Source organism: Dactylosporangium sp. NPDC000555 (assembly GCF_040300025.1).
In the GTDB taxonomy this organism is placed as follows: Bacteria; Actinomycetota; Actinomycetes; order Mycobacteriales; family Micromonosporaceae; genus Dactylosporangium.
This window is the reverse complement of the sequence record NZ_JBEPDB010000005.1, coordinates 24,628-38,737: the sequence shown is the minus strand read 5'-3', so window position 1 is coordinate 38,737 and position 14,110 is coordinate 24,628. Positions and strand designations below refer to the sequence as shown.

The following is a 14,110-nucleotide window of genomic DNA, read 5'->3' as shown; positions in this document are numbered from 1 at the left end:
CATACGATGGCGACATGCGCAAAGTGTTGATCATCGGGGTCGGCGCCGGTGACCCGGACCAGGTCACCGTCCAGGCGATCAATGCGATGAACGCCGTGGACGCGTTCTTCGTCCTGGACAAAGGCGAGGCGGCCGCCGAGCTGACCGAGGCCCGCATGGCGCTGTGCGGGCGGTACGTCACCGGCGACTACCGCACGATCGTGATCCCGGACCCGCCGCGGGACCGCGTCGCCGCCGACTACACGGGCGCGGTCCGGGACTGGCGGGACGAGCGGGCCCGGCTGCTCGCCGAGGCGATCCAGCGCGAGCTGGGCGAGGACGGCGTCGGCGGGATCCTGGCGTGGGGCGACCCGGCGCTGTACGACGGGACGATCCGCGTCCTGGAGACGATCCGCGAGGCGGGGTACGAGGTCGAGTACGAGGTGATCCCGGGCATCAGCAGCGTGCAGATCCTCGCCGCGCGCCATCGGGTCCCGCTCAACCGGGTCGCCGGGCCGGTGCACATCACCACCGGGCGCCGCCTCGCCGCGGCCTGGCCCGAGGGCTGCGACGACGTGGTCGTCATGCTCGATGCCGGCCTGGCCTGCCGCCTGTACCGCGACGAGCCGATCGACATCTACTGGGGCGCCTACCTGGGCACCCCGGACGAGCTGCTGATGGCCGGACGCCTGGGCGAGGTCATCGACGAGATCGAGGCGGTGCGCACGCGGGCCCGGGCCCGCAAGGGCTGGATCATGGATACCTACCTGCTGCGCCGCACGGGGTCGTAGCAGGCATCAGGCTCGGCCACCTTAGGGGTGGAACTTCCGCAGCGTACGCGGCGACAATCCAACCGTGGAGTGTGAGCGGTACCAAGAGGCGCTGTCGGCCCGGCTGGACGGCGAGGACGAACCGATCGAGCCGGCGCTCGTCGACGCCCATCTGGCGGGATGCCCGGCGTGCCGGGAGTGGGAGCGCGAGGCCGTGGCCGTGACCCGGCTCGTGCGCCTGCAGCCGATGCCGGCCGCCCCGCCATCCGCGGAGAGCCTGCTCGCCGGCTTCCGATCGGCGCGTGACGCCGGCCCCCAGCCGGCGGAAACAACGCCGGCCCGGGCCGCCCGGGCGCTGCCGCGACGCCGCCTGGTTCTCGTCCTGCGGGTGCTGCTCGGCGCGTTCGGCGCCGCCCAGTTCGTGCTCGGCATCCACCAGGTCGCCACCGCCGCGGCCGCCGCCCACCCGCACACCTCCGGCCACGTCTTCCACGAGTCCGCCGCCTGGAACGTGGCGATCGGCGCCGGCTTCGCCTGGATCGCCACCCGCCGCTCCACCCCGGCCGGCGCACTGCCGATGCTCACCGCGTTCGTCGCGCTGCTGGCCCTGCTGAGCACGAGCGACCTGATGGCCGGCGCGGTGGAGACGACCCGGCTGGTCAGCCACGCCTTCGTGCTGGCCGGATATGCGATCGTCGTCGCGCTCTCCCGCCCGGCGCTCGACCCGGGCCGCCCGCCCGCGGGTCGCCAGGGCCCGCCGTGGCGGTGGCGCCGCCCGGCCGCGCTGGACGAGGAGCCGCCGGCCCCGGCTCCGGCTCCGGCGCGCCTGCGCCTCGTGCGGGGCGAGGCCCACACCGGCAACTCGCTGCGCAAGGCCGCCTGAGCCGCGCTGCCGTCCACATGGATGTTCGACTTGTGGCGAACGGCGCTCGCGGTCGCGCAAAAGTTGACTCCTTCCAGAAGCAGTGTCAGGTTGGAGTAGACGGCCCGGTTGTGCGGTGAAAATTCCGGTTTGGCCAGCGCGCGCGGGCCGCAGGGGGAAACGTCAGTTGCCGGAGGAAGTCGGTTTCCGCTCCGATTTCCGCTCTGAGGCAAGGAGTTCCGCGTGACGACACAAGAACGCCCACCGACCACGACCGACGCCGGAATTCCCGTCGCCAGTGACGAGCACTCGCTGTCGGTCGGCCCCGACGGGCCGCTGCTGCTGCAGGACCACTACCTGATCGAGCAGATGGCGGCCTTCAACCGGGAACGCATCCCGGAGCGCCAGCCGCACGCCAAGGGCGGCGGCGCGTTCGGGATCTTCAAGACGACTCAGGACGTCAGCGCCTTCACCCGGGCCGCGGTGTTCCAGCCCGGCGCCGAGACCGACGTGATCGTCCGGTTCTCCACTGTCGCGGGGGAGCGGGGCAGCCCCGACACCTGGCGCGACCCGCGCGGGTTCGCCGTGAAGCTCTACACGACCGAGGGCAACCTCGACATCGTCGGCAACAACACGCCCATCTTCTTCATCCGCGACCCGCTGAAGTTCCAGCACTTCATCCGGTCGCAGAAGCGGCGCGCGAACAACAACCTGCGCGACCACGACATGCAGTGGGACTTCTGGACCCTCTCGCCCGAGTCGGCGCACATGGTGACCTGGCTGATGGGGGACCGCGGCATTCCGCGCACGTGGCGGAACATGAACGGCTACGGCAGCCACGCCTACATGTGGATCAACGCCCAGGGTGCGCGGTTCTGGGTGAAGTACCACTTCAAGACCGACCAGGGCATCGAGTTCCTCACCCAGGAAGAGGGCGACCGGATGGCCTCGGTCGATGCCGACTGCCACCAGCGCGACCTGTACGAGCACATCGCGGCCGGGGAGTTCCCCAGCTGGACGCTCAAGGTGCAGGTCATGCCGTTCGAGGAGGCCAAGACCTACCGCTTCAACCCGTTCGACCTCACGAAGGTGTGGCCGCACAGCGACTACCCGCTGCGCGAGGTCGGCCGGATGACGCTCAACCGCAACGTCACCGACTACCACACCGAGATGGAGCAGCTCGCGTTCGAGCCCAACAACCTCGTGGCCGGCACGGGCCTGTCGCCGGACAAGATGCTGCTGGCCCGGGGGTTCAGCTACTCCGACGCGCACCGCGCGCGGCTCGGCGTCAACTACAAGCAGATCCCGGTGAACACGCCGCGGGTGGAGGTGCACAGCTACTCCAAGGACGGCGGCATGCGGGTGAAGAACGTCAGCGACCCGGTCTACGCCCCCAACTCCTACGGCGGCCCGGCGGCCCGGCCGGAACTGACCGACGACGGCGGCACGTGGTACGCCGACGGCGAGATGGTGCGCGCCGCGTACCGGCTGCACGCCGAGGACGACGACTGGGGCCAGGCCGGCACGATGGTGCGCGAGGTCCTCGACGACGCGGCCCGCGAGCGCCTGGTGAACAACATCGTGGGCCACCTCCTCGACGGCGTGAGCGAGCCGGTGCTGGTGCGCGCCTTCGAGTACTGGCACAACGTCGACAAGGAGCTCGGCGACCGCATCGAGCACGGCGTGCGCGCCAGGCGCCGCGAGAAGGTCGCGCGGTAGCACGCGACGGCGAGGCCCACCGGGTGAGGCCTCGCCGTCCTGCGCCTTCGATGTTCATGTCGGCGTTTCCAGCCGATCACCGGTCATCGCCCACACGTTTCCGCACCGCCCGGCAGACTTGGCGCCGTTCGCAGCATCGGTACCGCCGGGAGCGTGGTCCTTGGTCTCGCACGGGCATCGGCGGCGGCGCCGGACGGCCGCCGCCCGGCCACTGTCGGCACTGGCCGCCGCCGCGCTCGCGGCCGCTTCGGTCGCGATCATGCCGGCTCCGGCGGCGGCTCATCCGTTCGGCGATCCGCAGACCGCGGCCATCACGCTCGACGAGCAGCGGCCCGAGGTCGTGCGCGTGCGCTGGCGGGCCGGGGGCCCGGACGACCTCACCCTGCTCGGCGTGTCGCTCGGGGTACTGCCTCAGGACCGCGTCATGCTCGACGGCGCGGTGGACTACCGGCACACCGACCCCGCCACGATCGCGTCGTCCGAGCGGTTCACGGCGTACCTGCTCAGGCAGATCGCGGTCAGCGCCGGCGGACGGCCCTGCGCAGGCGCGGTCGAGCCGCCGATGGCCCTGGACCTGAAGGGCGCGGCCGTCGACTACACCTGCCCGGGACCGGTCGGCACGGTCACCGTCGCGGTGCGGATGCTCACCGACCTCAACCCCGCGTACCGGACCCTCGTCACCGGCCCCGGCGGACAGCGCGCGGTGTACGAATCGGGCAAGGACTCCCACGACTGGACCCTGGCCGGCGCGCCCGCGGTGGACGGCACCGGCCTGGGTCGCAGCGCGGCGATCCAGATCGCCGCCGTGCTCGGCGGCGTCCTGGTCGCCGCGGCCGGCGCCTTCGTGGTGGCGCGCCGGATGCGCGGAAGACGCCTTCGTCCGCGACGCGTCAGGTGAGCAGCTCACCGAGCGGGACCGCCGGGTCGGCCAGGCGGTCCAGGTCGACCGTGGTGCCGGCCCAGCCGGCGCGGACCAGCTGCTGGATGTCGTCGGTGACGTCCCAGACGTTGGCGTTCAGGCCGGCCAGGACGCGGCCGTCCCGCACCCAGAAGGCGATGAACTCGGGGGCCTTGTCGCCGGTCACCGAGGGGTCGCCGCGGAAGACCACCCGGTCGTAGCCGCCCGGCGCGGCGAAGCCGGAGTACTCCATGCCCAGGTCGTACTGGTCGGAGTAGAAGTACGGGACGCGGTCGAAGACGACCTCCTCGCCCAGCAGGGCGCGACCCGCGAACTTGCCGCCGTTCAGCGCGTTTGCCCAGTGCTCCACCCGGATGCGGTGGCCCAGGCCGGGGTGGTCGAGGTTGACGACGTCGCCGGCGGCGTAGATGTCGGGGTCCGACGTGTGCAGGCCGGCGTCGACCAGGATGCCGTCGTCCACGGCCAGGCCGCCGTCCACGGCCAGCTCCGTGTTGGGGCGGATGCCAACGCCCACGACGGCGACGTCGGCGGGCAGTTCGGTGCCGTCCGCCAGCACGACGGAGGTCAGGCGGCCGTCGGTACCGCGGAACTCGGCCACCGAGGCGCCGAAGCGGAACCGCACGCCGTGGGCGCGGTGCAGGTCGGCGTAGACCGCGGCGACCTCGTCGCCGAGCACGCGCTGGAGGGGCAGGGCGGCGACCTCGACGACGGTGACGTTCGCGCCGTGGTGGCGGGCCGCGGCGGCGGTCTCCAGGCCGATCCAGCCGGCGCCGATGACGACGACGTTCGCGGCGTCCCGCAGATGCGAGAGCAGGGCGTCGGACTCGTCGACCGTGCGCAGGTACCGCACGCCGGTGAGGTTCGCGCCCGGGATGTCCAGCGTGCGGACCCGCGAGCCGGTGGTGAGCAGCAGCTTGTCGTAGTGCAGCTCGTCGACGCCGTCGAGGGTGACGGTGTGCGCGGCCGGGTCCAGGTGCGTGACGCGGGTGGCCAGGCGCAGGTCGACGTCGTGCTCGGCATACCACTGCGGGGGATGCACGAACGCCTTCTCGCGCGCGCCCTCCTTGCCCAGCAGGTGCCCCTTCGACAGCGGTGGGCGCTCGTAGGGGCGGTCGGTCTCCTCGCCGATCAGGATCACCTTGCCGGTGAAGCCCTCGGCGCGCAGCGTCTCCGCCGCCTTCGCGCCGGCGAGACTCGCCCCGACGATCACAAACGTCCGCTCATCAGCCATGCCGTCAGCCTTCCATTCCACTGATTCAAGCTCCAACGAGGTAGTTCAGGATCCAACGAGGCGCGAGTGCCATGCCACCGCGGCCGGATCGGTCAGGCTCGCGACCTGGTCGATCACCACCCGCAGCCGCGCGGCGTCGTCGGGGGCGGCGCGCCACATCGGGGCGAAGACCGGGTCGAGGCCGTCGGGGGCGCGTTCGAGCAGGGCCGCGACGAGCGAGCGCAGGATGTGCGACTCGTCGGCGTACCGCTGCGAAGACCCCGGACGCCGCATGACATAGCGCAGCGCGATGCCCTTCAGCAGCGCGCAGTGCGCGCGGGTCAGGGGCGGCACGATGAGGTCGGCGTCGTAGCGGCGCAGCGCCCGCGGGCCGTAGCGCTCCCGGGTCGCGGTGACCGCCGCCGCGGCAAAGCGGCCGGTGAGCACGCTCGTCATCCGCTTGAGCGCGATCTGCGCGGCGTGGCTGCCGTCGTAGTGGTCCAGCGGCTCGAACACGGGGTCGGCGAGCAGCTCCAGCAGGATGGCGCCGAGGTCGGCGGCCGACTCCTGCGAATACGCGGCGGCGACGTCGGCGCACAGCGCCTCGCGCTCGGCGGCGTCGGAGCGCAGCGGGGCCAGGTGGACGTAGCCGCCGTGGATGCCGTCCTCGAGGTCGTGCACGGAGTAGGCCACGTCGTCGGACCAATCCATGACCTGTGCCTCCAGGCAGCGGCGGGGACCGGGCTCGATCCGCAGCCACGCGAAGACCTCGGCGTCGTCGGGGTACACCCCGAACTTGCGCCGGCCCGGCTCGCGTGGCCACGGGTACTTCGACACGGCGTCCAGCGAGGCCCGGGTCAGGTTGAGCCCGGCCCCGCCGACCTTGGCCTCCAGCCGGGTAAGCACCCGCAGCGTCTGCGCGTTGCCCTCGAAACCGCCGCACGCGCGGGCGATCTCGTCGAGCGCGTCCTCGCCATTGTGCCCGAACGGCGGGTGGCCGAGGTCGTGCGCGAGCCCGGCGGTGTCCACGACGTCGGGGTCGCAGCCCAGCCGGGCGCCCATCTCGCGGCCGATCTGCGCGACCTCCAGCGAGTGGGTGAGCCGGGTGCGCAGGAACGCGTCGGTGCCGGCGGTGTGCACCTGGGTCTTCGCGGCCAGCCGGCGGAACCCGGCCGAGTGCAGCACCCGGGCGCGGTCGCGCTGGAACGGGGTGCGCCCGTTGTCGGCGGACGTTGTGACCGAGTCCTTCTCGGGTTCAGGTGCGAAGCGGGCCTCGTCCGAAAGGGTCACGTGTCGAGCTTAGAAGAGTCCTCATCCTTCGGCGCCGGGATCTACCGGTGGCTCGTCGAGCGCCTCGTCATCGTCCTGGCCGGATGACGCAGAACTCGTTGCCCTCGGGGTCGGCGAGGACGACCCATGCGGCATCGTCGGGCTGGCCGATGTCCACGTGCCGGGCGCCCATGTTCACGAGCCGCTCCAGCTCGGCGTCGAGGTCGTCGGGGCGCAGGTCCAGGTGCAGGCGGTTCTTCGTCTGGAGCTCACGGTCGTGCTGGACGAACACGATGCGTGGATGGCCATCGATGGCCGGGCCGATCACGACCTCCTGCGGGGAAGCGCTCTCCACGCGATGGTCCAGCACCTCGGCCCACCATCGGGCCAGGCGCTCCGGATCGACCGCTTCCACGATCAGGGCGTACCAGCTACTCCCCACAAACACCTCCACGGTCGACGTGGGGACCCACCATACGCCGGGTCGCCGGTCATCGCAGCCACGTGTCGCGCCGTGGGGGGAGTGCACTTTAGTCCATTTCTGGGGATCGTGGAAGATAAACGTGTAAATTGCAGAATTCAAGGTACGATCGGTCAATCGTTACTACCCGAAAGTGGGGAGTGGCTGATCCATGAGCGCGGGGTAACTTGCCGAGAGCGCATCGTCATGGCCGACGCCTGGCGGATGCGTCCCCGGACCGCCCAACGGGAGAACTTGTGCCTGCGATTGATGACTGTCTCCGCCGTGCCATGACCATCAGGGGTGCGATCGGGGCCAGCCTCATCGATTACACCACCGGGCAGACCCTTGGCCTGGAGGGCGGCCAGGAGGACATCGCGCCCCACGCCGACCCGGCCGCCGCTGCTCTCGGCACGGCGAGCGTCATCCATGCCGCCATGCAGACCGCGGCCTATGCCCCGGCGGTGCCGGGCGACACCGTGGAGGACGTCATCATCAGCACAACGGCCGCCTACCACCTGATCCGGCCGGTACGGACCACCTTCGACTCGCGCCTGGTGCTCTACGTCTGGCTCGACCGGAACGAGGGCAACCTGGCCATCGCCCGGCGCCGCGTCCGCTCGCTCGCCGACGATCTCGCGTGAGTGGTGTCGCGGTGGGGGCGAAGGCGGACGCCTCCGGCAGACAGTCCCGGTTCGCCAAGGGCACCACACCCGCGAAGGCGCTCGCCCAGCTCGCCGCCGCGGGCGCTACCGGCGCGCTCACCGTGCACGGCGAGCCCGGCGGGGTCGTGTTCCTGCGCGAGGGCCGGGTCAACGGCGTCGAGTCGCCGGCCGCGCCCGGTGTCGACCGGCTGCTGACCGCCGCCGGGCTGGTGCCCGAGCAGGTATGGGAGAGCATCCCCTCGCGGCCGGTTCGCGCGCTGGTGGAGGGCGGCCACGTGACCGAGGCCCAGATCGAGCTGTGCGCGCTGCAGGCGCTCCACGACGCGGCCTTCTTCGTGCTCGGCACGCCCCGCACCGAGTTGCGCTTCGACGAGGGCGTCGAGCACTGGCTCGGCGCGGATGGCACGGTGATGTCGCACCAGGTGTGCGACATCGTCGCTCGGCAGCGGCGCATGCTGGACGAGGTGCACCCCTCCGACGCAACCGATCACGCACCGGTCGTGCCGGTCCTCCGGCCGGGACTCGACCGCGTGCTGCTGTCCGGCCTGCAGTGGGAGATCGTCCTGCACGCGGACGGCGTGCGCACCCCACAGGACCTGGCCGGCCTGCTGGGGTGCTCGGCCTACGCCGTGACGCTGGACGTGCGCCGGCTCGCGGCGGCCGGACTGGTCGTCCAGCCGGAGCCCCCGGTGGAGCGGGCGCCCAGCGCAAAAGCCAACGCGGCGGTGGTGCAGGAGGCCGCATCCCTGCCGCAACGGGTCCCCGGCACCTATACCTTCGACGACCCCCCACCGGCGCCGGGCCGCCGCCAGCTGCCGACCGGTGTCAGCGCGCTCGCCGTGCTGCCGGGGGCGATCGACAGGGCGCCGGACGACTCGCTGCTCAGACGGATCCGGACGGCGCTGCAGGCGCTGCGGTAGATCCGCCGGCCACGTCCAACGGGCGTGGTGGAAAGGAGGAAACGACTCGATGAGGACCGACGCGGAGCTACGCGCCGAGCTTCTCGCGGAGCTGGCCCGGCTGCGCCGGGCCGTCCCGGGGATCACCGGGTGCCTGGTGGCCAGCACCGACGGCCTGCTCATCGCCGACGACGCCCAGGCGATGGTGGCCGAGGGCATCGCGGCACTCGCGGCGGCCTGCCTCGGCGTCAGCCAGCGCATCGCCGACAGCGCCGGTCACAAGGACTTCCAGGAGGTGCTCATCGGCAGCTCCGGCGGGTACACGTCCATGTACATGACCGACCACGGGGCGGTGCTGGTGCTCCTGGCGCGGGCCGATGCCAACGTGGGCATGCTGCACCACGAGGCGCGGCGGGCGACCGCCGTGATTTCCCGCATCGTGGCCGACGCCGCGCTCAGCTTCGCACAGGCGTTGCCGGAGCCGGTGTCGTGGTGAGCCGCAACGGCGGTGCCCACCGCAGGCCAAGACGCGGCAACGACTCTTCCCCCACTTCCCCAAGCACGCGAATCACGGAGGTAGCCATGGCGGACATGGAGACTGCGCTCAAGGAACTCATGACCATCGACGGCGCGATCGGCGTCGCGCTCGTCGACTACAACAGCGGTATGGCGCTGGGCGTGCTCGGCGGGTCGAAGGAGCTCGACCTGACCGTGGCCGCGGCCGGCAACACCGACGTCGTGCGGGCCAAGATGCGCACCATCGAGATGCTCAACCTCAAGGAGGGCATCGAGGACATCCTGATCACGCTGGGCAGCCAGTATCACCTGATCCGCCCGGTCACCGGCCGCTCGGGCAAGGGGCTGTTCCTCTATCTCGCGCTCAGCCGGCAGCGGGCCAACCTGGCGCTGGCCCGCCACCAACTGCTGCGCATCGAGGACGACCTGGACATGTGACGGCTCGAGACGGGGGAATCGGGACCTGAAAAAGGCCGGGGCGCCGTTGCCCCGGCCTTTCTCGTGCTCACCGGGGACTCGAAACCCGGTGATCGCTCACCGGGGACTCGAAACCCGGTGACCCTTCGCCCTGTCCCGCCGCGTCACCGCGAGTCGGAACCGGTGGACTCGATGGCCGCACGACCGGCCTCCAGGCGCGCGACCGGCACCCGGAACGGCGAGCAGGACACGTAGTCCAGGCCCACCTCGTGGAAGAAGTGCACGGACTCGGGGTCGCCGCCGTGCTCGCCGCAGACGCCGAAGTGCAGCTCCGGACGGGCGGCGCGGCCCTCGTCGACCGCGATGCGCACCAGCCGGCCGACCCCGTCGCGGTCGATCGACTCGAAGGGCGAGACGCCGAAGATGCCCAGCTCGAGGTACCGCCAGAAGAAGGCCCCCTCGACGTCGTCGCGGGAGAACCCCCAGCCCATCTGGGTCAGGTCGTTGGTGCCGAACGAGAAGAAGTCGGCGGCCTGCGCGATGTCGCCGGCGGTCAGCGCCGCCCGCGGTACCTCGATCATCGTGCCGATCTTCACGTCGACGTCGAACTCACTGATGATCTTCTCGGCCTCCGTGCGGATCGTCTCCAGCTCCTGCACCGCGCCGACGAGCGGCACCATGATCTCCGGGCGCGCGCCCTCGACGGCCGCGGCCGCCTCGACGATCGCGCGCACCTGCATGGCGAACAGGCCCGGGATCACCAGGCCGAGGCGCACGCCGCGCAGGCCGAGCATCGGGTTCTCCTCGTGCATCCGGCGTACCGCATCCAGGAGATCCTTGTCGTGGCCCGGATCCTCGCCGCGCTCCTCGGCCACCGCGACCTTGACCGCGAGGTCCTCCAGGGGCGGCAGGAACTCGTGCAGCGGCGGGTCGATGAGCCGCACCGTCACCGGCAGCCCCGCCATCTCGCGGAACAGGTCGGTGAAGTCGTCGCGCTGCAGCGGCAGCAGCTCGGCCAGCGCGGCGTCGCGCTGTTCGGCCGTGCGGGCCAGGATCAGCCGCTCGACCAGCGCGCGGCGCTCGCCGAGGAACATGTGCTCGGTGCGGCACAGGCCGATCCCCTGGGCGCCGAAGCGCCGTGCGCGGGCCGCGTCCTCGCCGGTGTCGGCGTTGGTGCGGACCTTCAGCGCCCGCCGTTCGTCGGCGTGCGTCAGGATCCGGTGTACCGCGGCGACGAGCTGATCCGATCGCGGGTCGAGCGTGCCCTCGAAGTACTGCACCACGGGCGAGGGCTGGACCGGCACCTCGCCGATGTAGACGCGCCCGGTCGTACCGTCGATGGAGATGACGTCGCCCTCGGACACCACGTGACCGTCCACCGCGAACTGTCCCTTGTGGAGGTTCACGTCCAGCTCGTCGGCGCCGCACACGCAGGTCTTGCCCATGCCCCGGGCGACCACCGCGGCGTGCGAGGTCTTGCCGCCCCGGCTGGTCAGAATGCCCTGCGCGGCGATCATCCCGGGCAGGTCGTCCGGGTTGGTCTCGCGGCGCACGAGGATGACCTGCTCGCCCTCCTTCGCCATGGCCACCGCGTGCTGGGCGTCGAAGACCGCCTTGCCCACGGCCGCGCCCGGCGACGCGCCGACCCCGCGGGTCAGCTGCTCCGGCTCGCCGGACAGGTCGAACGTGGGGAACATCAGCTGCGCCAGCTGCGCGCCGGTGACCCGATGCATCGCCTCGTCGAGGTCGATCACGCCCTCGTCGACGAGGTGCGTGGCGATGACGAACGCCGCCGCGGCGGTGCGCTTGCCGATCCGCGTCTGCAGCATCCAGAGCTTGCCGCGCTCGATGGTGAACTCGATGTCGCACAGGTCCCTATAGTGCTCCTCGAGCTTGGCCATGATCGTCATCAGCTCGTCGTAGCTCACCCGGTCGAGCTGCTCGAGGTCCTGCAGCGGCATGGTGTTGCGGATGCCCGCGACCACGTCCTCGCCCTGCGCGTTGGCGAGGTAGTCGCCGTACACGCCGCGCTCGCCCGTCGCGGGGTCGCGGGTGAACGCCACGCCGGTGCCGGAGTCGGCGCCCAGGTTGCCGAACACCATCGCGACCACGTTCACCGCCGTGCCGAGGTTGGCCGGGATGCGCTCCTGCCGGCGGTACAGCACCGCCCGGTCGGCGTTCCACGAGCCGAACACCGCGCCGACGGCGAGGTCGAGCTGCTCGCGCGGGTCCTGCGGGAAGTCGCGCCCGGTGTGCTCGCGGAAGATGCGCTTGTAGTCGCCGACGAGCGCCTTGAGGTGCTCGGCCCGCAGCCCCAGGTCCTCGCGGGTGCCGGCCTGGATCTTGGCGTCGTCGAGCGCGTGCTCGAACTCCTCGCCGGGCACGCCGCAGACGGTCTTGCCGAACATCTGGATCAGCCGGCGGTAGGAGTCCCACGCGAAGCGCTCGTCGCCGCCGGCCTGTGCGGCCAGCCCGGCCACGCTGTCGTCGGTCAGCCCGACGTTGAGGACGGTCTCCATCATGCCGGGCATGGAGAACTTGGCGCCCGAGCGCACCGAGACGAGCAGGGGGTCGCCCGCGTCGCCGAGCCGGCGTCCCATCTTCCGCTCGAGGGCGGCCAGGTGCTCGCTGATCTCGTCGCGGCACGGGATCTCGCCCGTTTCGAGGTAGGCGCGGCAGGCGTCCGTGGTGATGGTGAAGCCCGGCGGGACCGGCAACCCGAGGTTGGTCATCTCCGCCAGGTTGGCGCCCTTGCCACCGAGCAGGTCCTTGAGGTCGCGATTGCCCTCTTCGAAGTCGTACACGAACTTCCGCACAACGCCTCCATACCCACCGCGGAACGACCTAAGTCTTCGTTAGGGCCGGGGTGTGCGGCACACCGTAAGGCGTATTTCCGGTCCGCCGCCATGGCGGGTGACTATTGGCACACGGATCGGCACGCCTTTCGATTTCCGCTGCACCTGGGAGCGGTTCCATGCGCAGAAATGAGCATGAGAGCGCTCTCCGTTTGTCGCGGCACTCCGCACGTTTCCACACTTCGGGATGCGTATTGCTGTATGGCTGAGGCGGATTTCGCGCACGTTCAATCATCGCTTTTGCGTCCTGCGTTTTTTGGGTCCCGACCGCCCTCGTGCGATGCTCGGAGGCGTGCCGCTGCAGCTTGGACCCCATGTCGTCGACCCGCCCGTGGTGCTGGCCCCGATGGCCGGCATCACCAACGTGGCGTTCCGCCGGCTGTGCCGCGAGCAGGGTGCCGGCCTGTATGTCTGCGAGATGATCACCACCCGCGCCCTGGTCGAGCGCAACCCGAAGACCATGTCGATGATCCGTTTCGGCGACGGCGAGCACCCACGCAGCCTGCAGCTCTACGGCGTCGACCCGGCCACGATCCGCAAGGCCGTCGAGATGGTCGTCGAGGAGGACCTGGCCGACCACATCGACATGAACTTCGGCTGCAGCGTCCCGAAGGTCACCCGCCGCGGCGGTGGTTCGGCCCTGCCGTGGAAGCGCCGCCTGTTCGCCTCGATCGTCTCGTCGGCGGTCGAGGCCGCCCAGGGCCTGCCGGTGACGGTGAAGATGCGCATCGGCATCGACGAGGATCACCATACGTTCCTGGATGCCGCCCTGACGGCCCAGGACGCCGGCGTGGCGTGGGTCGCCCTGCACGCCCGCACCGCGGCCCAGCGCTATTCGGGTTCGGCCGATTGGTCGGCGATCGCCGAGCTGAAGCAGGCCCTGTCCATCCCGGTGCTGGGCAACGGCGACATCTGGGAGGCCACGGACGCGCTACGGATGATGTCCTCGACCGGCTGCGACGGCGTGGTGATCGGCCGCGGCTGTCTGGGCCGCCCGTGGCTGTTCGCCGACCTGGCCGCCGCGTTCGCGGGCCGCACCGAGCGGGTGCTGCCGTCGCTGGGCGAGGTGCACCCCCGGATTGTTCAAGCGGGCATTACCACGGGTCGGTCAGACCGAACGCGTCCCGCGGCGCGGCCAAGCCGTTCTCGAAGTCGAAGCCGGAGATCGATTCACTGCTCGCGTACGAAAGCTCGTGTCGCCGGCGGCGAACGGCAGTGCGGTGGCTCCCTCTCGCAGTCTCGCGCGCTGGGCTTCGGAGATCGGCGCCGGGCGCCTGGCGAGCTGGCGTCACCGTTCAGCCGTTCCGGCCTGGTCGATGCGGATCATGGCGATGCCTGGTCGGACCTTGGCGATCGCGTCGAAATCGGCGTCGACGTGCAGCAGCGTCAGGCGCTGCTCTTGGGCCGTCAACGCAATGATGATGTCCATCGGTGAGGGGCCGCGGTGATGGCCGATCTTGATCAGGTCACGCTGGACGGCGAGGACATGACGCCAGGGGTCTTCGAGCGTGGGGCACCAACCGAATGTCCGACGCAACACGGCGAAGAACGGCTCGTAGTCCCGGTCGGT

The 14,110-nt window shown here is 71.1% G+C and carries 13 protein-coding genes; 9 read left to right on the top strand and 4 right to left on the bottom strand.

Going from position 1 to position 14,110, the window contains the following annotated elements; all coding sequences use genetic code 11:
• Window positions 1-14: 14 nt before the first annotated feature.
• The 4 genes from cobF to ABT297_RS05575 all read left to right on the top strand — a co-directional run bounded on the left by cobF (window position 15) and on the right by ABT297_RS05575 (window position 4,228).
• On the top strand, window positions 15-770 hold the full coding sequence (cobF, locus tag ABT297_RS05590) for a precorrin-6A synthase (deacetylating) (RefSeq protein WP_350545041.1): 756 nt from the start codon (window positions 15-17) through the stop codon (window positions 768-770).
• Between the two features lie 64 nt (window positions 771-834).
• On the top strand, window positions 835-1,632 hold the full coding sequence (locus ABT297_RS05585) for a zf-HC2 domain-containing protein (protein WP_350545039.1): 798 nt from the start codon (window positions 835-837) through the stop codon (window positions 1,630-1,632).
• 222 nt (window positions 1,633-1,854) lie between these two features.
• Complete coding sequence (locus ABT297_RS05580; RefSeq protein WP_350545038.1) at window positions 1,855-3,330, top strand: catalase; 1,476 nt, start codon at window positions 1,855-1,857, stop codon at window positions 3,328-3,330.
• A gap of 160 nt (window positions 3,331-3,490) precedes the next feature.
• Window positions 3,491-4,228, top strand: coding sequence for a hypothetical protein (locus tag ABT297_RS05575; RefSeq protein ID WP_350545036.1), 738 nt, complete (start codon window positions 3,491-3,493; stop codon window positions 4,226-4,228).
• Here the strand turns inward: ABT297_RS05575 and ABT297_RS05570 are convergent.
• From ABT297_RS05570 to ABT297_RS05560, 3 genes are all read right to left on the bottom strand, one after another.
• Window positions 4,221-5,480 (bottom strand): NAD(P)/FAD-dependent oxidoreductase, encoded by a 1,260-nt coding sequence (locus ABT297_RS05570; RefSeq protein ID WP_350545035.1) that lies wholly within the window; start codon window positions 5,478-5,480, stop codon window positions 4,221-4,223. The genes ABT297_RS05575 and ABT297_RS05570 overlap by 8 nt on opposite strands.
• A 45-nt stretch (window positions 5,481-5,525) precedes the next feature.
• Window positions 5,526-6,749, bottom strand: a complete 1,224-nt coding sequence (locus ABT297_RS05565) for a deoxyguanosinetriphosphate triphosphohydrolase (protein ID WP_350545033.1) — start codon at window positions 6,747-6,749, stop codon at window positions 5,526-5,528.
• A gap of 67 nt (window positions 6,750-6,816) precedes the next feature.
• Window positions 6,817-7,170, bottom strand: coding sequence for a VOC family protein (locus ABT297_RS05560; RefSeq protein ID WP_350545032.1), 354 nt, complete (start codon window positions 7,168-7,170; stop codon window positions 6,817-6,819).
• A gap of 308 nt (window positions 7,171-7,478) precedes the next feature.
• Here ABT297_RS05560 and ABT297_RS05555 point away from each other — a divergent pair, with 308 nt between their 5' ends.
• The 4 genes from ABT297_RS05555 to ABT297_RS05540 all read left to right on the top strand — a co-directional run bounded on the left by ABT297_RS05555 (window position 7,479) and on the right by ABT297_RS05540 (window position 9,706).
• Complete coding sequence (locus tag ABT297_RS05555) at window positions 7,479-7,832, top strand: hypothetical protein (protein WP_350545030.1); 354 nt, start codon at window positions 7,479-7,481, stop codon at window positions 7,830-7,832.
• Entirely contained in the window at window positions 7,829-8,773 is a 945-nt protein-coding gene (locus ABT297_RS05550; protein ID WP_350545029.1) for a DUF4388 domain-containing protein, read from the top strand. The genes ABT297_RS05555 and ABT297_RS05550 overlap by 4 nt, the downstream gene beginning before the upstream one ends.
• 49 nt (window positions 8,774-8,822) lie before the next feature.
• A complete protein-coding gene (locus tag ABT297_RS05545) occupies window positions 8,823-9,248 on the top strand; it encodes a roadblock/LC7 domain-containing protein (protein WP_350545027.1) in 426 nt (141 codons plus the stop codon).
• Between the two features lie 86 nt (window positions 9,249-9,334).
• Complete coding sequence (locus ABT297_RS05540; protein ID WP_350545026.1) at window positions 9,335-9,706, top strand: hypothetical protein; 372 nt, start codon at window positions 9,335-9,337, stop codon at window positions 9,704-9,706.
• 143 nt (window positions 9,707-9,849) lie between these two features.
• On the opposite strand, the gene ppdK is transcribed toward ABT297_RS05540, so the two are convergent.
• Complete coding sequence (gene ppdK / locus ABT297_RS05535) at window positions 9,850-12,501, bottom strand: pyruvate, phosphate dikinase (protein ID WP_350545024.1); 2,652 nt, start codon at window positions 12,499-12,501, stop codon at window positions 9,850-9,852.
• 319 nt (window positions 12,502-12,820) lie between these two features.
• On the opposite strand from ppdK, the gene dusB reads away from it, so the two are divergent.
• Window positions 12,821-13,975, top strand: a complete 1,155-nt coding sequence (dusB, locus tag ABT297_RS05530; RefSeq protein WP_350545252.1) for a tRNA dihydrouridine synthase DusB — start codon at window positions 12,821-12,823, stop codon at window positions 13,973-13,975.
• Window positions 13,976-14,110 lie beyond the last annotated feature (135 nt).